We start from the raw sequence: 21,966 nt of genomic DNA on the forward strand, positions 1-21,966 counted from the left end.
CGATGTTACAGGGTTTCATGAGGCCCGAATACTTCATACAAAATACGTGATTCGTCGACTCCAAGAGCGAGCAATTGTTGCTTGATGTCAGCCATAAAAGGCGTTGGCCCGCATAGATAGAACTCACCATTTCCAAACGGCAGAGAGGTACTTAATGGCGCTAACAGCATGCGTCCTGTGCTGGATTTCTCTGAATTCGTGCCGGTGGCCCCCTCTTCAATCCAGGTCCAGGTTGTCAGAGCCGGCAGACTACTGGCAGCCTGCGCAAGTTCCGTGCTAAAACTCAGTTGCGAGGGAGAGCGACAAGCATGCAGGAAATGCAGTTCCCCGGAGAAGTTGCGTTCAGCCAGCGTATGCAGCATAGCCATCATAGGGGTTATCCCCACCCCGGCACTGATAAGTACTTTAGGTGCTTCTGTGTGTTTAAGTACGAAATCTCCAGCCACAGGCATAATGTCGAGCTCAGTGCCTTCAGGCAGAGAATGTAGGTAACCTGATACCAGGTTGTCTCGTTTTACACTGATACGATAAGTGCGGTTATTTGATGCGTGAGACAGTGAATACTGGCGGATCTGCTGATTGTCCTCTGTTGGAATAGAACAGCAAACAGCCAGGTATTGTCCTGCCTGATAGGGCATCACTGCCCGCTCATCGCACGGAGCCAGATAAAAGCTTTTTACCAGCTCTGATTCCGTTACAATTTTGCTGATATAGAAACGACGTGTACCCCGCCAGCCACCGCGAAGTTGCTCGGCCTGTTGATAGATACCTTCCTCTTGTGTAATAAACAGATCGGCAAGGAAGGCGTAGGCCTCAGCCCAGGCTTTTTCTATGTCGGTATTGAATTGCTCAGGGAACTTTTCTCGTAAGGTTGCAAGCAGGTGTTCTCCGACAATGGGATAGTGATGTGGCGCAATACCCAGACTGGCATGCTTGTGATTGATCCGGGCTATTGCACTGGTCAGTACTTCGGGCTGATCGATATAGGTTGCATAGGCAGCCAGTGCATTGAACAGGGCAAACTGCTGTTTGCCTGAGCGTTGATTACTGAGATTAAAGACATCAAGTAACTCAGGGTTATGAGCGAACATACGCTGATAAAAATGCTCAGTGACCTCGACTCCGGCATCGGCCAGTAGTGGCAGAGATTGTTTAACCAGGGCAATTGTTCGTTGAGAAAGCATAAAAAACTCCTAATGATTCCGCTCCACACAGGAGCGGTAAAAGTGACGCCTTATGGCGTGAAAAGCACGAGAATTTGAGATATTAACCGCGGCGCCCATCCAGGCGTTTTCGCACCAGTATGGGGGCATAAATAAAGGCAAACAGTGCGAAGCCCGCAGACCAAATTAGGGCACTGATCTGCCAGGCCAGATGCGGGCCGATATACACAGGTAACAGGCTTCTGATCAGGGCGCTGATCAGGCACAGGATAAAAGCGGCAGAAATCAGTGGGTGAGGTGTTAAAGGGCGGGCCGTATGACCCAGTGCTACCCGTGCCATCATGGCCAGGATCATCATGCCCATACCACCTATGGTGATCAGATGTAGCGCATCTTTGGCCTGCCAGCCGCTACCCAGATAGGCTGCACCAAAACCAACCAGACCTATTGCCATCGACAGATAAGCTAAATACAAAGACCATAACAAGGGCACGGTAAACACGCGTATCTGAAACCAAAAACTTGCACGCAACAGATGCAGTACGCCTGCCAATATTAAAAGGTATCCAGGGACCATGGGCTGTTCAAGAAAGTGGTGGGCAAAAAAGCCGCATATCCCAAGTACAGAAACAAGCAGTAGCACCTTGTCCAGCCGGGGAGTGCGCTGTTGATGCGACAGTCCCAGACCGCGAGAAATAAAGAAAGGTACGACGCGGCCGCCCAATATACTGATCAGCAGCGTAAAGCCTAGTACTGCCATCTGACTAAGCAGGCCTGCCAGTTCAAAAGCGCGCTGGTCCAGTACCACAATAAACACCATGTTCAGGGTTGCCAAAAGTGCAAGTACGGGTACAAACAAGTAATTTTTACTGTTGTGAACCTGCAGAACAACCCAGGTAAAGTGACAGATACTGATCAACCAAAATAAGCCCTGAAAGATAATCAGCCACAATAGTGGTTGAGCAGACCAGATCCCTGCTACTCTGGCGCTGGCCCAAACCACGCATAACCCAAGTAAAGGCCAGCTATTTAGCGTGTTGACCCCGGTCCAGTTCTTGGCGGCGGTAAATAAAAAGCCGATGGCGATTGCACTGGCAAAACCGAACAGCATCTCATGAGCGTGCCAAAGCGTCGCCGGGAAAGAGCCTGGCCAGCGCAGATACCCGCTCAGTATGGCAAACCAGGCGATCATCGCCGCACAGGCCCACAGACTGCCAAGCAAAAATAACGGTCTGAATGCCAGCATGAGTAATGGTGCATGTTTTGGTTGATACCATTTTGCTGAATGTTGCACGGGTTCTTCCAGGTTAAGCAAGTTCATCAGCGCACCTCCTGGCCAAGGTTGTATTGGCAAAAACAGCGAACGACATAACTCACTTTCAGGATTGTTGCGAAAATAATGGTGCTGATGTGTGCCACAATTTGTGTCGACAAGGACAAGTATTGGTCAAAGCTATAACTGGCTAAAATGGCAAACATAAAGCCAATCAGGCTCAGTAACAGGCATTGGTTGGCATAAGGAAGTGCACGGCGATAGTGTTTCATAATTACCCTTGTAAGCGCAGTGGATCGAACTAGTTGATACATAGGTACTTATAAGGGCACAAAATGTGCCAATATTAATTTTGTTATAAAACAAAGGGGTAGGTATTTTTTGTTGTATGGGTGAGTCAAAATGACCTACACTAATAAGGTCTAATAAACTTTTATAGGTCATTTTGACTTGGATCAGAGAACGCTATCACATTTACTCGGCATCAGTACTGAACTGACTCACCAACTTCCCAGGCTGGATGAAGGGGATTTAGGGGCATTTAGTCAGTCACTAGTCCTCGCGCTCCAGAGTATCATTACGGCAGATGCCACCGCTGTGTTGCGATGTGAGCAAGGAGTGGCTTATCCACTGGCGTGCTCAGGTCTCGCGCCCGAAGCCATGGGCAGGCGGTTTGTAATCGAAGACCACCCAAGGCTGGCTGCAATAGCAGCGGCTAACCAACCGCAGATTTTTGCAGCGGATTGTCAGCTGCCAGATCCTTACGATGGCTTACTGATGGCCAGAGCTGGCACTTTGCCTGTACACGCCTGTATGGGGTTTTCACTCTATCAGGGAGAGACCTTGCTTGGTATGGTCACCTTTGACAGCCTCACCCCGAACGCATTTGAGCAAGTCGCAGTGCCTATGTTGGGTATGTTGCAGTCTTTAGTGGCGGCACATTTTGCAACGGCACTGACTCTGTCTACGCTAGCCGAGCGGGCTCGTCATGGTATGGCTATGCTCAGAGAGATCAGCCATCAGAGTTACACTATGGTGGGTGAGAGCGCCGTTATGCAGCGACTTAAACAGGACATCGATCTGGTTGCCAACTCAGAGTTAAGCGTACTCATTCAGGGAGAAACGGGCACAGGAAAGGAGTTGGTTGCACGGCGTATTCATGAACATTCGTCGCGCAGTCAGGGGCCATTTGTACAGGTTAACTGTGCCTCCTTGAGCGAAAACCTGGCAGAGAGTGAGTTCTTTGGCCATCGTAAAGGTGCATTTACCGGCGCAGACAGACACCGGGAAGGTAAGTTTCTGGTTGCACATGGCGGCACCTTATTTCTCGATGAAATTGGCGAACTCCCCTTGAGTATGCAAAGTAAATTACTCAGGGCGTTACAAAGCGGGGAAATCCAGCCTGTTGGTACAGACAAGCCGCAATATGTTGATGTGAGGATCGTAGCTGCCACGAACCGAAACTTGCGCCAGGAAGTGGAGATGGGACGCTTTCGCGCCGATCTATATCACCGCTTAAGCGTGTTTCCAATTCAAGTTCCCCCACTAAGAGAGCGGGCACAGGATATTGTGTCGCTTGCCGGTTTTTTTGTTGAGCAATTGCGCAAAAAGCTGGGGGTACGCCAGCTGGTACTGTCTGACGCCTTTATGGACCAACTTAATCAACATGACTGGCCGGGAAATGTGCGCGAGCTTGAGCATGTACTGAGCCGGGCTGCATTGAAGGCAAAGCATGCAGCCTGGGATCAGGATATCGTGTTGGTCGATGTCGTGCATGGTGTACAGCGGGAGAGTGGCTCATCAGACCCAGATAGCGTCAGCAAAGAGCGAATATCTATGCAACTGTCCGAACAACAAACGTTAAAGGCGGCGACCGAATCATTTCAGAAGCAGCTGATCACAACCAGACTTCAAGCCAATGACCTCAACTGGGCTGCTACGGCGCGTGATTTAGCTGTTGATCGGGCCAATCTGGTGCGCCTTGCAAAACGTTTGGGCATCAAAACGGTGAAAACGCTCAACTAAGCTTTTCTTGTTAAATTTTAACAGGTTGTGGCGCTGCTCGATGCGAATCAGTTCAGCGCGCTCGCAATGAGAATGGCAACTTACCTGATCACAATACAATAGCCGGGATTTGTCAAAATGAAGTATTCAAATGAAGACTGTTATTCGCAATGAAAATTGTTCTTACTAAGCTTATAAGTTGTTTATTTTAAAAGGATATATTAAGAAATTTATTAGTTTTAATCGGTCTTGCTAAGTTGTAATTTTGTTCTAGGGTTATAAGGCGTCTAACTATTCCTTATTGAGGGGGCCCTATGCAGGGTAGCAAGCAAGTAATAGCAGCATTAAATCAGGTATTAACACACGAGCTGACGTCCATTAACCAGTATTTTCTGCATGCACGTATGTGGAAAAACTGGGGCATTGAGGAGCTGAACGAGAAAGCCTATAAAAAATCAATAAAAGACATGAAGCAGGCCGATGACTTAATCGAGCGGATCTTATTTTTGGAAGGCCTGCCAAATCTACAACACCTCGAAAAGCTTCGCATTGGTGAACACACAGAAGAAATGCTCAGCTGTGATATGGCGTTTGAAATGGAGCAGCTGCCAGTATTGCGCAGTGCGATTGAGCTGTGTGAACAAGAGCAAGACTATGTCAGTCGCGAATTGTTGGAGGATATCCTTGAATATGAGGAAGAGTATGTCGACTGGCTGGAAACTCAGCAATTCCTCATCAAAAACTGCGGTATAGAAAACTATCTGCAATCACAAATTGAGGAGTAAAACATGCAAGGTTCTCAAAAAGTAATCGATTTACTCAACAAACAGCTGACCTTAGAGTTATCGTCAATGGATCAGTACCTGGCTCATTCAAAAATGTATGAAGATTGGGGACTATCAAGGTTACACCACAAATTGGCGCATGAATACGAGGAAGAGCTGGATCATGCCAAGCGTATTACAGAGCGCATTTTGTTTTTAGAGGGCACGCCAGATACCGCATCCAGAGCCCCCATCAAAGTAGGTGAAAACGTACAGGAAATGCTGGAAAACGATCTTGCCGCAGAGATCACCGTTAAAGATCATTTGAAAAAGGTCATTGCGGTGTGTGAAGAAGAGCAAGACTATGTGTCGCGCGAAATGCTGGAGGCGCTGCTTGATGACACAGAAATGGATCACATTTATTGGCTGGAGCAGCACCTGGGACTTATTAAGTTAGTGGGTCTGCCTAACTACATCCAGAGCCAGATGTCTGGTGGCGATCCAACCTGATGAGATAATAGTAAACCAATCCAAAGGAGGCATCGCCTCCTTTTTTAATATATGCGCTCAGGGTCTGCAGGCTTGCCAAAGCAATAATTCGCATAGATACTTGCCGCCATCATGTATTAGCAAGATCACCGGTACGGAGAAACATAATGGAAAGACAGGTCGCCTGTTTGGTTGAAGCATGCCAACAGTTAGGGCTGAAATACGAGTGTATTGATCGTGAGCAGAATCTGGTGCGGGTCTATTTTAATCATGGGGTTGAGTATTTTGAACTAAACAAAACCCCCTTTAACTCCGAGTCTGTTTACGGCATATGCAGGGACAAAATGCACTCTTATCAGGCTTTTAATCAAGCTGTCACAATGCCGCAAACCTTGTCTTTTCTGGACCCGAATGTGCCTCAGGAGCACAGGCATTATCTGGAATATCAAAGCATGGACGAAATCCTTGCAGCCACAGAGGCTCACTTTGGCTACCCAGTGGTTGTGAAAAGCAACAGCGGGGCATTGGGCATCAATGTGCACCTGTGTGAGGACAGAGCATCACTCAGAGTTGCTTACAATGAAATATTCAACGCTCAGTCAAAGCATTATGACTACCTGGCACTGGCGCAGGCTTATGTTAAAAACAAAGCTGAATATCGCCTTGTTTGTGGATTTGGAGAACCCTTACTGGCGTATAAAAGGGGGATGGCTCAGACGTTCAATGTGCGGTACTGGGAAAAGAATGAAGTCGCGACACTGGAGCAGGATAAGGCCCTGCTCAACACCTTGTTTGAGTTTGTTAAACCTGTCTTTGAATTAGCCTCCATAGGGTTTGTTGGCTTTGACATTATTCTAGGCCAGGACGATCGTTTTTATCTGATTGAGCTGAATTCCTCGCCTAAGTTCAACCATCTGATCATCGATAACCCGAAACTTGGCCCTGATGCTGTCACAGGCATGTACAAAAAAATGCTACAAAAGCTAAATAACCGACCAGCTTGAGGCTAAACTGGTGGAAACACCATAATCTGGCGAAGCGACAATGAAATGGTTAAAGGACATTGATAGCAGTTTTGACAAGTTACTGACCGATTGTTATCAAAGGCGTGAAATGGAGATGGAACTCCATGTTAACAAACTCCGTTTTTATGGATTAATGGCTTTGTTTATCACAGAGCTTGTTATCGGTATATACAGTATTGGGTGGGATGGCACGCTGATAGCTGTTGATTTAGGTACATTGGCGATTGTCGCCTTATGGTGCGCGTTAGTGGTGCGCTGGGCAACGTCGGAGAGTTACAAACCCTGGCTTAAGTACGTTTCTATTCTATTCGACTACGCGATCATTCTGGCTGTTTCTTTCGAAATTGAATCGCTGGATTTGATCAAACACCTTCTGCAGGATCTTCATAAAACCGAGTTTGAGCTCATGCTGGTGAGCGTGTTACTGTTGTTTAACATCATGAGTGCGTTTCGTCAGGGTAAAATAATCATCTACTTTTCCACCTTGTGCTGTCTGATAACCGGGACTTTGGTGCTGGAACACAGTCACACAGCACGCGCCATCGAGATACACGAACAAGTTATTATCGTTTGTTCTGGGTTTCTGGCCTGGTCATTGTCGAACTATATTACGGGCACTTATACCAAATTGCGTCATCGTGAACGCCTGCTACGTTACCTGCCTGAGCAATTGGTAAAAGCGGTTGAACGCGGAGAGGTGGACATTGAGCCCGGAGGCGAAAAACGGGACGTCACTGTGCTGATGGCCGATATTCGCGGGTTCACCAGAATGTGCGAGCAGCATGACCCTGAAGTGATAACGCGATTGCTGAATCGCTATTTTTCTCGCATGAGCAGCGTTATTTTTTCTCATCAGGGGATGATAGATAAATTTATCGGTGACGCCATTATGGCTGTATTCGGTACTCCTCAAAAAGAAGAAAACAATGCGCGAAATGCAATAGAAGCGGCGCGTGAAATGTTACAAGCACTGGAGCAGTTAAACTTGGAGTTTATTGCTGATGGCCTGCCGGAAATCAAGATTGGAATCGGTATTCATAGTGGTGATGCAATCGCAGGCAACGTCGGGAGCAGCAGCTGTATGGACTATACCGTCATCGGTGACACAGTGAATGTGGCAGCACGCATAGAGAGTAAAACAAAGGAACTGCAACACCCCATCTTGGTCAGCGAACAAAGCGTTCTGCAATCAAAGCTGACACAACTTAAGCGTGTTGCTATGGTTGAACTCAGTGGGCGCAGTAAGCCCATCGAGGTGTATCATTATCCTGACTAAAAAGATAGCAGGGTGTTGTGCTAAGCAATCTTTATGAAATAGTCTAACTTTAAATAATCAGGTACTTAACGCGCTTATGAATATGGAACGGACGCTGGTCGCAGTTTTTTTATGCTTTATTACTTTCAGTGTGCTTGCAAACGCTGCACAGCGGCCTGTGCTCTATATCTATCACGATTCTGATTACAGCAGTCATAGTGAGTCGGCTGAAGCCATGAAAATGGGCTTTAATAGTGCACTCAGAGAGCGCAATTTTGAGGTTCAGGGTTTCAGACTGCAGCTTCTTGAAAAAGACCACAGGGGCAACAGCAATCGCAGTTTACTGACCATGCGGCGTTTTTTGAAAGATGAGCGAGCGTTACTGATGCTGGGGGGGTTACATTCACCTCCGTATATAAAACACCGTGATTATATTAACCAGCAGGGGATTTTACTGTTAGTACCCTGGGCAGCCGGTGGACCGGTAACACGCTACCCGGACACTAACAATTGGGTGTTCAGATTGTCTATCGATGACACCAAAGCAGGGTTGAGGCTGGTGGAATTCGCCAGACAAAAACAATGCCGTTCGCCGCACATGCTACTAGAGCGTACCCCCTGGGGGAAATCAAATTATCAGACTATCACTCGGGCACTGAGCAAGCCTGAGGCCCCCGTGACCTGGTTTAACTGGAATATGAAAATGAATGCCACCAAAATCATGCTGCGAGAAATTGTCAGTAATGGCCATGATTGTGTGATTTTTGTGGGGAATGCATTGGAAGGCAAACAGCTGGTAAAGGCGGTCGGTCAGACGCCGAAAGCACAGCGCCCTGCCATTATCAGTCACTGGGGCATCACAGGTGGCAATTTCTTCGCTCAGGTGGCTGAGCAATTGCGTGCAGGTATAGATTTGCACTTTTTGCAAAGTTGTTTCTCATTTCAGCAACGGCCACATACAGAATTTGTAGCCCGAGTGTGGCAACAATTAATAACCGCATACCCAGACAAAGTTGTTGATGGACGATTTATACAGTCACCGGCCGGTTTTATTCATGGTTATGATTTGGGCCGGGTCCTGCTTGGAGCGCTTGATCAAATCTCTTTGAGCGGCAAGGTAAAACAAGACAGAGCCGCGTTGCGTAGCGCGCTTGAAAACCTCAAACAACCAGTTCAGGGTTTGATCAAAGTTTACAAACAACCGTTTTCGCCCTGGTCAGAGTCACAGCCCGATGCTCATGAGGCACTGGGTCTGGAAGACATCTGTATGGCCAGCTACAACACTGATGGCAGTATCAAGGTGCTAAAAAATCAATGAATAATAACGCAGAGAAATCGCTATTTAAAATGAGCTCCGATAAAGCATTCTACGCATTTTTATTATGTAGCCTGATATTGTCTGTTTCTCTGAGTCTGGTGATGCTGAGCAATCATGCCGATACCGCTATTCGGCAGGTGCAAACGGAAGTGCGGCAAACAGAAGCGCGTTTGGGGGTCAGCAACCTGGGCCAGTTTTTGCGCACCCGGCTGGTACTACTGAAAGATCTGGCGCAATATCCGGTTCTGGCCAACGGGGTTATGGGGTCAGATATATCCCGCGCTTCTTTGTCTGATTTCCTGGGGGAATATCGGATCCTGGGGAAAAAGGAACCATTGTCTATGTACAATGTGCTTGGCGAGCCGGTATATCGTAGTGGTCAGATGTCACTGGCAGCCGACAAAGAAAATGACTGGCTCGAACTGCTGCTAGATGGGCGATTACCGCATGCGGTGATTTTAAAGCGTAATGCTCAGTTGTTTAGTTTTGTGATCGCAGTCCCCATTGAGTACAACGGATTCACTGAAGGCGTCCTGGTTGCTGAGTTTGATACAGATTTAGCAAACCTTTTGGCACTTGATTTGAGTAATCAGGCGCTGGCAGTCGAATTATCCGGGCAATGGGTCGATTATAGTAATGCGGCACCTGATGCAGAGTATGTTGTGTTACACAATACACAGATGCCGGGCACAGACATCCATGTCAGTTTAATGATTAGTCAGTCAACCATAGATGACAGTGTCTTTACTTTTATTGTGGAGCTTGGCCAGGCTATTTTTATCGGTCTGTCATTGTCCTTTTTGCTGTTGCTATTTTTTGGTCGCCAGTTGCTCCTTAACCCGTTCAAACGTTTACAAACCTCTGAGCAAAGAATTAAGAAAAGCGAAGAGCGATTCAAATTGGCTATTGAAGGCAGCCACGATGGTATCTGGGATTGGGATATTGAAAGTGGGGACGTGTTCTACTCGCCAAGGTACAGAGAATTGCTTGGCTACAGCCCTTCTGATCACAAGGGGTTTCCAGATCGCTTTGAATCACTGGAGCATCACTTACATCCAAAAGACAGAAGTGTGACTTTTGCCGCATTACAAGAGCATTTGAATGATAAAGGTGGGTTCGACGTCGAGTTTCGCTTGCGTACCCGACAAAACGACTATCGCTATTTTCGCTCAAAGGGCCTTGCCCTTCGTAATGACTCAGGAAAAGCCATTCGCATGTCTGGCTCTTTAACTGACATTACAGATCAGAAAATGTATCAGGAAGCATTAAGCCAGGCAAAGGAGCACAATGATTTACTGGCTTATGCGATTGAAGCATGCGATGTGGGTATTATCATTTCAGATGCGAAAGTACACGGGTTACCGCTGACCTTTATAAACAGCGCCTTTACTACAATAACGGGTTATGGCGAAGAGGTATTGGGTACCAACTGTAAGTTCCTTCAGGGCAAAGAGACGGCACAAGAAGCGGTAGGGAGTATGGTTGAGGCCATTAAGAGCCGTAAAGCGCACCGCACCGTGATCCTCAATTACACGAAACTCGGCAAGCCTTTTTGGAACAATCTACATATTGCGCCTGTGAGTAATGACAGGGGAGAGCTGGTTGCCTATGTTGGCATTATACAGGATATTTCTGAGGAAATTGCTCAGGAGAGAGCGCTGGCGGATGCTAAAAGCCAGGCTGAGCAGGCAAGCCGGGCCAAAAGCGAGTTCCTGGCATCTATGAGCCATGAGATCAGGACCCCTATGAACGGTGTCCTGGGTATGCTCAATTTATTGCTGAGCAACGAGTTGGATGAGCAACAAACACACCGGGTTAAACTGGCCATGAGTAGCGCAAACTCACTCCTTAACCTGATCAATGACATACTCGATTTTTCAAAGGTTGATGCCGGTAAGCTGGAGCTGGAGATGCTCGACTTTGATTTGCGCGGCATGTTTGAAGACTTCGCTGAGTCGGCAGCCTTGCAAGCTCAGTGTAAAGGACTTGAGCTCGTGCTGGATACCCTGGATATTGAACAAAGTATGGCCAAAGGTGATCCAAGCCGGATCAGACAAATTCTCGCCAACCTGGTAGGCAATGCAATTAAATTTACAGAGCAGGGCGAAGTGATCATTCAGGGCAAGCTGACCGAGCTCGACAACAATGGTTTGTGTCTGGAGTGCGCAATCACTGATACGGGGATTGGGATCCCTAAAGCGAAGAGTGCCGCTCTGTTTGATTCTTTTTCTCAGGTTGACTCGTCAACAACACGTAAGTACGGCGGGACAGGTCTGGGCCTTGCGATTGTCAGGAAGCTTTGCCAGCTAATGGGGGGCGATGTCTGGGTCGAGAGTGTAGAGGGAGAAGGAAGCACGTTTAAGTTTAAGTTGATGCTAGAAAAAAGTGCACAGTCAAAACAAATATTGCCAGATTTGGATATGTCAAAGCTTGAGTTGTTGGTAGTCGATGACAATCAGACTAATCGCACTGTACTCGGTCAACAGTTGCGGCATTGGGGTGCACAAGTCTTTGAATCTTCATCTGGTATTGCTGCGTTAGCCGAGTGTGAGAAGCGTTTCCATGACGGACAGCGTAAAATGTTTGATATTGCGTTGCTGGATATGCAAATGCCCAATATGGATGGTGCACAGTTGGGCAAAACCATCAAAGAGGACAAGCGTTTCAAGGGAATTAAGCTCATTATGATGACTTCAATTGGTCATCAGGGCGATGCGTCTTACTTCGCAGACTTAGGGTTCTCGGGCTACTTTCCCAAGCCTGCAACGACAGAAGATCTGTTCAATGCCCTCTCTGTGGTTGCAGATGACGGAGAGGCATTAGCAAATGCCAAACCGCTGGTAACTACGCATTACCTGAAGAGTATGAAAGATCCCCATCAGGATACGACAAGGGTGAAATGGGCGCCAAAACCGCGTATCTTGTTGGCCGAGGATAATCAGGTCAATCAGATAGTAACGGTAAGCATGCTGCAGAAGCTGGACATTGAATATGTTGATGTTGTAGGCGATGGCAATGAAGCACTGCGCAACCTGAGAGAATACCAACATTCGGAGGGGTATTCACTGGTGCTGATGGATTGCCAGATGCCAGAAATGGACGGTTTTCATGCGACCAAAGCCATTCGAAAAGGGCAGGCGGGTAAATCAAATATGGACATTACCATAGTGGCGCTTACGGCTAATGCTATGGTCGGCGATGAGAAAAAATGCCTTGAAGCTGGAATGAATGACTATCTGAGCAAACCTGTGTCCATTGAGGCGCTGCTAAGCTGCCTGAAAAAGCATCTAAACTATGAGCCGATCTTAGTCGAAGACTAATAATGCCAGTACATTGCTGCGCGTGAGTGAGCAATAAAATTTCACTGACGACCTTGATAGTCAAATTGCGGTACGTAGGCAAATATGGCAACGAGAATATAATAATTGGGTTGAGCTAGTGCTATAAACTTTGGAGTATTGATGAAGAGACATAAGATAATTCTCCTTGTTTTTCTTGCGTTTTTTATGCTTTCCTTTGGATACTTCAAGAAAGACGCAATTGCCTGTGAATTGATAGGCGTAGCTCAGTTTTATGAAGTGTCGCCCAATCTATATGTTGATAAAAGTATTGATAACTTGCAGCAAGGTAAGCTAGCTAACGCTATAGAGGCTGCTGTAAAAAGAGTCTCTGATGTCTACGGTGCGCCTACATCAAACCCCAGAATTATTGCCACTGCTGAAGCCAAATATGCAAAATTTGGCTTCAACCCGACGGGCATGCAGACATCCGGGTTTTTCAGAGAATGTATATTTCTTGGTCCTAAGGGGCTAAATACCGATGTTGTCGCCCACGAGCTTGTTCATGCAGAAGTTAGGCACAGAACAAATCTGCTGGTGGAGTTAACTCAGTTACCAGCCTGGTTTATTGAAGGAACTGGGATCCAGGTAGATTATCGGGCGCCGTTTTTATTAGAAAACATCGATGTGACAAATGAGGATGTCACTAAGATTAGGTCGGTGTTTTATCTCAGTGACTTTCCAAACACTAACGTTAAGTACTATCAGGCTTCATTGATTGCAGTTAAACCGATGAACCCAAAGAATATGTACACTGCTCTGGAAAGATTGAATAATGGAGAACAGTTTGAGGATGTTTTTAGCGAGCTGTTATAGTTGCTCCCTCGATTTGAAATGCTGGTTGTCCGTTTACGCGGTGGTTCCAGGCCGATATTATTCGTTGTAGAGTGTGTATGTTAAAAGCGTTACCAGAGAAATATTATCTCACCCACTTTCATGAACTGCAGGGGTTTATTGCAAAAACCAGCTTTCATCTTCTTACTCCACCGCAGCAGGCTCTGTTCGCAGAACTCGGGTCTCTAGATGAAGAGTGCCTGTGTTTATTGTTGCGTATCATCAATCGCAAACGTGTATATGTCACCAGAGCACAGCTGAATTACGCAGAAATCAAGGATACAGACGCCGCCCTGAATGAGTTGCGTAGCAAAGGGTTGGTGCAATCTGCGCATGACAAGGACGCTGATGTACTACTAGGGGAATTGACCAAGGAGCAGCTTCAGTTGATAGCGTCTGAGCTCATAGCGTCAGGCAAAGTGTCTCCTACAACCCCGGCAAAATCTGCAAAAAAAGCGTTATGGAGTGAGTTTGTTTACGCTCAGTGCGCTAACGTTGCGCTGGCAGATACTGCGGTATTTCGTGCCCACTTGTCTGCGCCTGTCAAAGCGGACTTTGAATATTGGTTATTTTTATTCTTTGGTAAACTGGGCGGCACTTTGCAGCAGTTTTCATTGCGCGATTTGGGAGTGATGCAAACACGCCAAGGGGTATCGTCGGGCAATGCGCACTTCTCTGAGCTGGCTGAGGCGCAAAGTGCCTATTTTTATGTTAGCCAAAATAAGCACCTGAATAATCTAAGCTTAGACGACAAAGTGTTGTTAGCAAAACAGATCTATCAAGAGCAAGTACCTGCTGCCGAGGGGCTGATGGCACAGACTAAGCGTGATGATTTGACGCATAAGCTGGCTTGTCAGTTGGACCAGGAAGAACCAGCACTTGCGACGGTGATGCTTAAGGTCAGTAACCATCCAAAGGCACAGGAAAAATACATTCGTGCTCTGTACACGGCAGGGGACTATGATACTTGCCTGGCCCAGCTGGAAGAGGTGCTGGCCTGCCCACAAAACGAAGAGTTATTGATATTCGCCGAGGATTTTTCAGCGCTGAAATTCACTACCAAGCGTACCTCCGTATTGACAGACATACTGCGTCAAAGCGGCCCGCCTATCGCACTGGACGAAGCCTATGTTGGTTATCCCGAGCAGGGAGCAATTGCCTGGTATCACCGCCAGGGGAACAAAGCCTATCATGGAGAAAATCAGTTCTGGCGCATGTTATTTGTTTTGGTTTTTTGGCCAGCACTATACGAATCGACAACTGGTGCACCCAGCAATGAATTTGATTTAACTCCGCGAAGCCTGAAATATAATCAATTTTATGAAGTACATAGCGATCATATTGAACAGATCCTTGGAAAAATTACAGATAATCAAAGTTTATTCGACTGGCTGCTGCGTCAGGCCAGTGCCCACTTTGGCAAACCGAATCGACTGGTCTTCTGGCACAGGTCGACATTGGACCTTTTATTGGTGGTCGCTCGGCTGATATCCGTCACGGCCCTCAAAACACACCTGGTTGCCATGTGTAAAGACTATAAAATGCTGAAAGATGGCTATCCTGACTTGATATGCATTGATGACAGCGATGTGTCATTTGTTGAAATAAAAGCACCAGGAGATAGTCTGAGGCGTAATCAGCTGGTGACAATAAGGCGTCTGATTGAGTCGGGCTTTAAGGTCGACATTCAGCAAGTGTGCTGGCAAATCGCGCCACAACAGGCCTATGTCGTCATTGATGTGGAAACCACTGGGGGCAAGAAGGAGTTTGATCGTATTACAGAAATTGCCATGGTTAGGATAGTTGATGGCAAAGTGGTCAAACGTTGGCAAAGCCTTATCAACCCATTGCGGCGGATCCCAAAATATATCACGGAGTTAACCGGTATTAGCAACGAAATGGTGGCGGATGCGCCCCTCTTTTCTGACGTTGCTCAGCAAGTCGAAGACTTTATGCAGGATGCCATTTTTGTCGCGCATAATGTCAACTTTGATATGGGGTTTATCAAAGCCGAGTTTGCCCGAATTGACCAGGTTTTTCAAAAGCCAAAGCTATGTACCGTGCAGCTGGGCAGAAAATGGCTGCCAGGTATGAAATCTTATGCGCTAAACAAGATCTGTGCAGAGTTGGGAATTACATTGACTCAGCACCACAGAGCGATGGCCGACGCAGAAGCCACGGCACAGTTATTTATATTGATCAATCAAGTCAGACTGGAAAATCAAGAATAACGGCTCGATGAGCAGGTAAGGTTTTTAGTTTTTTCTTGTTTAGTGTAAATTCCATTTCCTTTGTGATTTAAAATTGCCTGATAGGCTGTACCGAAAATAACAAATAAATGGCGAAAATCAAAGGTCAGTATAATAAATACTTAATCAGCACTTTACTCGATGTACTGTGGTTATTGTCCACCGTACTACTCACATTTGTACTCATTCCCAGCCTGATTGCTGCCGCAATACCTGACTGGTCAATAGTGGCTTATCTGCTGCTAGCCAGTGCCATTGTATTTGGTGTTTACGCAAAAGATAAAAGGTTATCAAAGCAAGGGACAGAGCGGATCTCTGAGCGACAGTTACTCTTGGTATCAGCCTGCTCATTGCATATTCCAACCCTGTTCTGTATGCAAATTGTAAAGCATAAAACTGCTAAACTATCATTCCTCTTAAAACTACTGATGCTCTTGTTATTTCAAGTTGTAGGATTGGTAAGTATGCTAATAGGACTGTACATGTAGCGCGCCAGATCGCTGCCTGACGCGCTACATGCTAATTGAGTTCTAGCTTAAAATCGTAGTCAAGCTCGTCGATTAAAGACCAGCGATGTTGCTTGTTTTGCGTGCCTTTGCCAAGGATCCAGTAGTCATAGCTTTTGTTTATTTGGCCCTGACTGTGTTGAATTGTTAACCAGGCATCGACAAAACTCAATATATCCAGGTTGCGCTTGGCGACAGCAAATCCAACTGGGTATTTTAGTTCGGCGCCTTTTGGTACGACAACGCCAAACTCTGGGTGGAACATACTCCAGGCAAAGCCTGCCTCAGCACTTATGACCATGGCATCAAATTTTTCATCTGCGTCGAAAAATGCCTGATGGCTTGAAAGAGCTGAAACATCAATATGTTTATATTTTTTGGCCAGATCTTGCATCAGTGGGGTATATTCAACATGAGCCAAACGCAAGTTAGTATGGTTCAGTACTTGCTCTCGTGTCGCAAAATCCTTTAAGCGATGATCTTTGGCTATTAGGGCTAATTGCAACTCAAGTACCGGATCACTGAATCTGACTTGGCTGAGGTCTGCAATATTAATTTCTAATCCTGACATAGCGATATCAAAAAAACCTTTGTTCAGATATTCCGCCAGTTGTGCTTTTTTAAATGGAATAAACTCGACTTTAACATCCAGATCCGCAGCCAGCTTATGTGCCAGGCTGATATCAAAGCCCACCAGTTCCCCTTTTTGGTTAAAGTAGCTAAAAGGGACGTTGTCTACCAGATAGCCAACTCTGAGCAGCTCCCGCTTCTTGATCACTTCAATATTGGTCAGTGAGAGTTCACCACTCTGATAGGCTTTAGGTACATGATTGAGTACTTCCGCCGGAACTTTATCGGATACAACCATATTGGCAATGACTTCATCTGCGGCCTGTGTACTCCGGGCCAAATGGTTGTTGGCAGAATAACTCAGCAGCATAAAAGCCGGGAGTAGGGCGCTGAGTAAGGTCACGTAATAGACCGAGCGGATCCGCTTTAAGTGTAGCTGGCGTTTGGTGTAGAAAATACTCAATAGCACAAACGAGAAAATATAAATCACAGTGGTTGGTGAGACGATTTTAGCCGTCAGCACAGACATAGACAGATATAGCTGATAACTGTCTGCGGGGATTTTAAGGCTATCGAGCAAGTAAGGAATAGCAATATGTACATTCGCAAAATAGCTCAACATGGCCGATAGCGTTACATTTGGCATCTGTTCCAGAGTGACCGGGCTACCAGTCAGCCAGGCTGCAAAGGTCACAAACATCAGCGTGGTGAGTTTTCCGAGGCTTGGGAAAGTATAGGCGATGGGTACCAACACTTCTGCAATGTGGTCTGACTCTTCATCGCTGCGCTTAATTTTTGCCAGGTGGGCCTTAATTCCCTCCGTTATTACCGGTAATACGATAAAAACATTGCCCGTACTGAATGCTGTGATCCAGGCATTGCGCATGACCATGATGAGGTCTCGATATTTAACTGGGGTAAATGCTGCAACCAGCATAGGAAGCAGCGCAAACATCAGGTAAAAGCCCAGACATGCCACCAACACCAGGTAAATTTGCAGGTTGTTTAACTCCTCCATGCTAATGGTGCCTGCGGTGCTTGCAGTCATGGCGAAGATCCCGATAGGGAAGAGCTTGATAATTTTCTTAGAGATCAGAGATAAACCCTGACCGACTACTTCCAGCACATCAAGCAGGTTATTCTTTTGACCATTTGAAATCAGGGAAAGTCCCAGCGCAATACAGAAGATAACGAGTGCGGGTACATTCCCTTCGGCCATCGAAGCAAAGGGGTTGGCAGGAATATACTGGCTGACAAAATCGACCTCGGGTGCACTGGCAACTAATGCGGGCGAGAAAAAAGTACCGGCATCATGACTGGGTAAGGTTAGGGAAAAAGCCCAGATTACAGCCAGCCCAACGAGCCACAGGCTGATCATCACTGTGGTTGCCTTAATTAGAATAGACTTAACCTGATCCGGATTAAATTTTCCCAGGCCAACGACCAGACTAACGACAATATAAGGGAAAATGGTGATTTGCATCAGCTTAACAAAGCCTTCGCCAAGGGGTTTTAAAAATGCAACCCGTTCACCAAAAACCAGGCCACACACTATACCTAACAGCAGTGCCCACAGCATCCAATTGATGCGTTTTAACCAATCGATAACTAGTTTCATAATCCCAGTGCGCGAAATAAAAAGAGCGAGATTATATTGAGGTTAGCTGAAATTAATCTGAATGCAGTGTAAAGAAGGAGGAAAGTGATTGAATTAAGTGGCCAAATTACATCACTCGTAATTTGGCCGGTAGGGCGATTAGCACATTGCAGATGTACCACATGTTGCGCCTACACTCGGTGTACAAGTGGCTGTACATGCGTTGGTGTTACAGTAGTCCATAGCTGTGTAACGCAGGCCACCAGCGACCTGAGGTGTTGCGTCATTTACCAAAGTTGAGGCATTGATAGACAGGTTTTTCATTTTCTTTTTATTGATAACAAGCTTCATAATTTAGATCCTTTGATTTTTTAGCACCCAACGTATTGTGGGCAGAACTGAAGATACTAGAAATAAATAAATTATCAACCTTTGTTTTAAATTATTATAAAAAAGTTGATAATCCTGGTGGTTTTTTCTAGGCGTATTGAATGCTCAAGAGAGGTAAACTGTGTGTTTTTAACCTGGTGTTTGGCGCGTTTTCACACAGCTCTGTTCTGTGGCGGAGTCGTTAAAAACGGCAGAAGTACTTTCAAGTCAGGTTGTTCATATTCTTTCTTCACTGCAAGTTTCATGCATTTCCTTTGGCTTGCTTGTGCCTGTATCATTACGGGCACAAGCTTCATACCGAATTTGTATCGCATTTGCAGATATTGTTACAGGCTGTAATCATCACCATTTTTTGCCCGATAGCACTTACGGTCTTGTTGTGTGACCAGGGCATGCTGTACACCAGATACAAAGCTCATCCACATACGGCTGCCCTGTTCCCCTTCACCCGTGACCGGACTGAGGGGCGTTTCATATTGCACATCATTTAAATGGGCGCGATCGTGACGGCCCGGCTCACATGCGGTATCAAAACTCAGTTCAATATGCATGGCATCGGCCTTTTTCAATAAGATCGCACTAGGCGATTCGCGGTGACCACACAAAGCGACAAACTGCTTACAGTCTTTCAAGCCACAGTGCTGTCCGTCGGCGAAAAACACCATCAGATGGTTGTAATAAACAACGTAAGAACTTACATCTTTATGAGATCCGAACTCCAAAGGGCAGTGTTGATCCAGATATTGCTTTGCGACGATCAGCTTTTGGCATTCTGTGCTGGTGTTTTCTAGTTCTGTCTGCTGAATTTGTGCTTTCATGTGTGTATTCCCAGTTACCATTGTTACCCGATACCTGTTGTCAGTGTGAGGTGAGAGCGGATTGGCTCATAAATCACCGGTTGTCGTCACACGTCTAAATATCGCTACTATTATTGACATCCTGCACAGTCCTGTCGGCATGCAGGTTCTTCTGTTGACAAATTCAGTGTATGAAAAAAAGCCGGTAAATTTCACAAAAAGAATTTTACAGTGTAAATTTTACAAAAACTGGTCTGACCATGTGTTGTGGCATAGTAGTGAGGCGCGGGTTAGCGCCCTCACAGACGTAAACAGGAATGAAGCGGTGAAAAAAAATTCAGAACTCATGAGAAAGTCACACTTTCTGGGCACCAAAATTCGCAATTTACGCAAGCGAAATCATTTAACACTCGAGGATCTGTCCACCCGATGCATCCGGGTTGACCCGCATTCAGCGCCTTCTGTGTCCTATTTGTCAATGATTGAGCGGGGAAAGCGCACGCCCAGCAGTGAAATGCTAGAGAATCTTGCGGAGGTGTTTCAGAAACCGGTTGACTGGTTTTTGGATAACGAGCCTGAAGTGAATGAGATTACACCTCAAAAGGGTCGCCATGGCGGGATCAGCGGAATGGCACTGGAACCCAATTTTTTGTTTGATAACGAGATTTTGCAGATTGCCATTCCTGAAATGTTATCTCAAACGGGGATTAGTGGACGTCAGTTTGCGCATCTATTGATCCGTGCTCACCAGGAACATCACCAGAATCACTTTCCAGACTTAGAGCGTGCAGCCGAAGAGGTTGGTGGCAAAGACCTTTATCTAAACGCTGAAACCCTGTTATCCATGTTAAAGGCACAGGGCCTGGTTGTGCACTGGTTTGATGAGGCGCCCAGAGAGGTGATTGATGAGAGTGGTCATATGTTTCAGCGTGTGATCACTTCCTATTTTGCGCCCCCAAATGAAGTGCATGTCAATCGTATGCTACAGCACAATCAGCCCAGGCTGAAATATGACTTAGCGGTGCACCTTGGTCATGCTGTTTTGCACAACAGAGAAGGTCTTCAGTGCGTGCTCGGTTCCGGGGGCGTCAGTGGTGGAACGAATGGCGATGAATCTGCACCTAATGCACAGGATATTTTGTCGGCCTGGCATGATTTCGAATCCAGCTTTTTTGCTGGCGCGTTATTGTGTCCCAAAGTCGCTTATCGGCAGCTTCTGGACTCCTATGGATATGAAACACATATCCACCAGGCGCTTGGAATTTCGCCTTCGGTTGCCATGCGCAGGATGACGGTTGCATCGCCTTATCCCCACTGGCATTACTTTGATGCTTATTTGCCTGGTAAACTCAAGGCCGTATATCGTGGCAATGGTATTCCGTTGCCCTGGGGCAATATGCGCAGTGTTGCGGATCCCTGCCAGCATTGGGCTGTGTTCAGAAAATTTCAGCAGCAGGCGATGCAAGCCAGTGCGCAGCTTTCCGTGCTTAATGTCAACAATCAACCCAGGCTATATTGCTGTGAATCCATTAAAGTCAACGATGTAGCAGATAATCCACATGTGCTGTGTGCCGGTATTGATTTAAATCCGGCGATTGCAGCGCAGGGCTTAGATGCCAATGAAGTGGTGCAGGAATTACAGGCCCTGTGTATTAAACAAGGGGGGGCAAGTGTGGTGCCGTGGCATTTGAAAAAGCAGCTGCAAAGTGTCGCTAAGATTCTCAATATCAACTGGATAGAGCGGGGCATTGCCAACGATGTACGCGTTATTTGTACGCGCGGCAAGGCCTGTCCCCGACAACCTGGGTGCTATGATTAGAGAATAGAAATCGCGATTTCGACTTCATTGCTCTGATGATAAATTTCTATGTCCTGGCCAAAGGCACGTTGATGCGGGCAGTCACTTTGTTCGAAGTAACGCCAGACCAGCTCCCAAAGTCGAATCGCCGTCTGGGGCATTTCGCCTTGTGCTGCGAAGCTTAAATAGCGCCCGCCAGAAAAACGGCAAATCTGTAGTGCGTTGTCGTTATCGACTCGCTCTAGTAGACCGGGCGAATCACAGGCCACCGTGACGTTATAGTCACCATGTTGATCTGACTCATAATGTGAATAGATACCGTAGAGCGTCGCTTGGTCTTCTATCAGAGAAGTATAATTGTGGTAAAACTTCTGCCATAACTGGGCAATTTTACCGTCTGCCTCTGTTTGCTCATAATGATTATTGGTGCGGGTAGTGATCCCCACAAACTGACGTGAAGTGAACGTTTTGACTTCCATTAGATTCCCTGATTACTCGTCGTATATCGCGAAAATTGCTATTACTCCGAATATCTGTCCCTGTCTGCTGACATGATCACAATGCTGAGTGTGACCTTTTAGCGTTTCAATAGAAGG

At 46.5% G+C, this 21,966-nt stretch carries 18 protein-coding genes; 11 read left to right on the top strand and 7 right to left on the bottom strand.

Annotation, left to right across the window (positions count from 1 at the left end; genetic code table 11):
* Window positions 1–5: 5 nt before the first annotated feature.
* The 3 genes from hmpA to CWB99_RS13600 form a co-directional block, all read right to left on the bottom strand.
* Window positions 6–1,184 carry an NO-inducible flavohemoprotein gene (gene hmpA, locus CWB99_RS13590; RefSeq protein ID WP_138551635.1) on the bottom strand — a complete coding sequence of 393 codons (1,179 nt, stop codon included), beginning with the start codon at window positions 1,182–1,184 and terminating at the stop codon, window positions 6–8.
* 82 nt (window positions 1,185–1,266) lie between these two features.
* A complete protein-coding gene (locus tag CWB99_RS13595; RefSeq protein WP_138551636.1) occupies window positions 1,267–2,484 on the bottom strand; it encodes an NnrS family protein in 1,218 nt (405 codons plus the stop codon).
* Window positions 2,484–2,708 carry a hypothetical protein gene (locus CWB99_RS13600; RefSeq protein WP_138551637.1) on the bottom strand — a complete coding sequence of 75 codons (225 nt, stop codon included), beginning with the start codon at window positions 2,706–2,708 and terminating at the stop codon, window positions 2,484–2,486. The genes CWB99_RS13595 and CWB99_RS13600 overlap by 1 nt, the downstream gene beginning before the upstream one ends.
* A 178-nt stretch (window positions 2,709–2,886) precedes the next feature.
* Between CWB99_RS13600 and norR the strand changes: the two genes are divergently transcribed.
* The 10 genes from norR to CWB99_RS13650 all read left to right on the top strand — a co-directional run bounded on the left by norR (window position 2,887) and on the right by CWB99_RS13650 (window position 16,200).
* Entirely contained in the window at window positions 2,887–4,461 is a 1,575-nt protein-coding gene (norR, locus tag CWB99_RS13605) for a nitric oxide reductase transcriptional regulator NorR (protein WP_138551638.1), read from the top strand.
* Between the two features lie 293 nt (window positions 4,462–4,754).
* Window positions 4,755–5,225, top strand: a complete 471-nt coding sequence (gene bfr / locus CWB99_RS13610; RefSeq protein ID WP_138551639.1) for a bacterioferritin — start codon at window positions 4,755–4,757, stop codon at window positions 5,223–5,225.
* Between the two features lie 3 nt (window positions 5,226–5,228).
* Window positions 5,229–5,714: a bacterioferritin gene (bfr, locus tag CWB99_RS13615; RefSeq protein WP_138543541.1), complete on the top strand. Its 486-nt coding sequence runs from the start codon at window positions 5,229–5,231 to the stop codon at window positions 5,712–5,714.
* A 146-nt stretch (window positions 5,715–5,860) separates the two neighbouring features.
* Window positions 5,861–6,697 carry an ATP-grasp domain-containing protein gene (locus CWB99_RS13620; RefSeq protein WP_138551640.1) on the top strand — a complete coding sequence of 279 codons (837 nt, stop codon included), beginning with the start codon at window positions 5,861–5,863 and terminating at the stop codon, window positions 6,695–6,697.
* Between the two features lie 40 nt (window positions 6,698–6,737).
* On the top strand, window positions 6,738–7,994 hold the full coding sequence (locus tag CWB99_RS13625; protein ID WP_138551641.1) for an adenylate/guanylate cyclase domain-containing protein: 1,257 nt from the start codon (window positions 6,738–6,740) through the stop codon (window positions 7,992–7,994).
* A gap of 76 nt (window positions 7,995–8,070) precedes the next feature.
* A complete protein-coding gene (locus tag CWB99_RS13630; RefSeq protein ID WP_249331898.1) occupies window positions 8,071–9,291 on the top strand; it encodes an ABC transporter substrate-binding protein in 1,221 nt (406 codons plus the stop codon).
* A complete protein-coding gene (locus tag CWB99_RS13635; protein ID WP_138551642.1) occupies window positions 9,288–12,611 on the top strand; it encodes a response regulator in 3,324 nt (1,107 codons plus the stop codon). The genes CWB99_RS13630 and CWB99_RS13635 overlap by 4 nt, the downstream gene beginning before the upstream one ends.
* A 141-nt stretch (window positions 12,612–12,752) precedes the next feature.
* On the top strand, window positions 12,753–13,445 hold the full coding sequence (locus CWB99_RS13640; protein WP_138551643.1) for a hypothetical protein: 693 nt from the start codon (window positions 12,753–12,755) through the stop codon (window positions 13,443–13,445).
* A 77-nt stretch (window positions 13,446–13,522) separates the two neighbouring features.
* Window positions 13,523–15,694, top strand: a complete 2,172-nt coding sequence (locus CWB99_RS13645) for an exonuclease domain-containing protein (protein WP_138551644.1) — start codon at window positions 13,523–13,525, stop codon at window positions 15,692–15,694.
* Between the two features lie 107 nt (window positions 15,695–15,801).
* Complete coding sequence (locus tag CWB99_RS13650) at window positions 15,802–16,200, top strand: DUF1294 domain-containing protein (RefSeq protein ID WP_138551645.1); 399 nt, start codon at window positions 15,802–15,804, stop codon at window positions 16,198–16,200.
* 31 nt (window positions 16,201–16,231) lie between these two features.
* Here CWB99_RS13650 and CWB99_RS13655 read toward each other — a convergent pair whose 3' ends face one another.
* The 3 genes from CWB99_RS13655 to CWB99_RS13665 all read right to left on the bottom strand — a co-directional run bounded on the left by CWB99_RS13655 (window position 16,232) and on the right by CWB99_RS13665 (window position 19,593).
* Window positions 16,232–18,367, bottom strand: a complete 2,136-nt coding sequence (locus CWB99_RS13655) for a cation:dicarboxylate symporter family transporter (RefSeq protein ID WP_171045343.1) — start codon at window positions 18,365–18,367, stop codon at window positions 16,232–16,234.
* A gap of 177 nt (window positions 18,368–18,544) precedes the next feature.
* Window positions 18,545–18,736: a hypothetical protein gene (locus tag CWB99_RS13660; protein WP_138551647.1), complete on the bottom strand. Its 192-nt coding sequence runs from the start codon at window positions 18,734–18,736 to the stop codon at window positions 18,545–18,547.
* A gap of 365 nt (window positions 18,737–19,101) precedes the next feature.
* Window positions 19,102–19,593: a malate synthase gene (locus CWB99_RS13665; protein ID WP_138551648.1), complete on the bottom strand. Its 492-nt coding sequence runs from the start codon at window positions 19,591–19,593 to the stop codon at window positions 19,102–19,104.
* A gap of 304 nt (window positions 19,594–19,897) precedes the next feature.
* Here CWB99_RS13665 and CWB99_RS13670 point away from each other — a divergent pair, with 304 nt between their 5' ends.
* Complete coding sequence (locus CWB99_RS13670) at window positions 19,898–21,391, top strand: DUF3612 domain-containing protein (protein WP_138551649.1); 1,494 nt, start codon at window positions 19,898–19,900, stop codon at window positions 21,389–21,391.
* Here the strand turns inward: CWB99_RS13670 and CWB99_RS13675 are convergent.
* Window positions 21,388–21,849 carry a GyrI-like domain-containing protein gene (locus CWB99_RS13675; protein ID WP_138551650.1) on the bottom strand — a complete coding sequence of 154 codons (462 nt, stop codon included), beginning with the start codon at window positions 21,847–21,849 and terminating at the stop codon, window positions 21,388–21,390. The two genes, CWB99_RS13670 and CWB99_RS13675, sit on opposite strands and share 4 nt — an antisense overlap.
* Window positions 21,850–21,966 lie beyond the last annotated feature (117 nt).

Source organism: Pseudoalteromonas rubra, assembly GCF_005887095.1.
GTDB classification, from domain to species: domain Bacteria; phylum Pseudomonadota; class Gammaproteobacteria; order Enterobacterales; family Alteromonadaceae; genus Pseudoalteromonas; species Pseudoalteromonas rubra_E.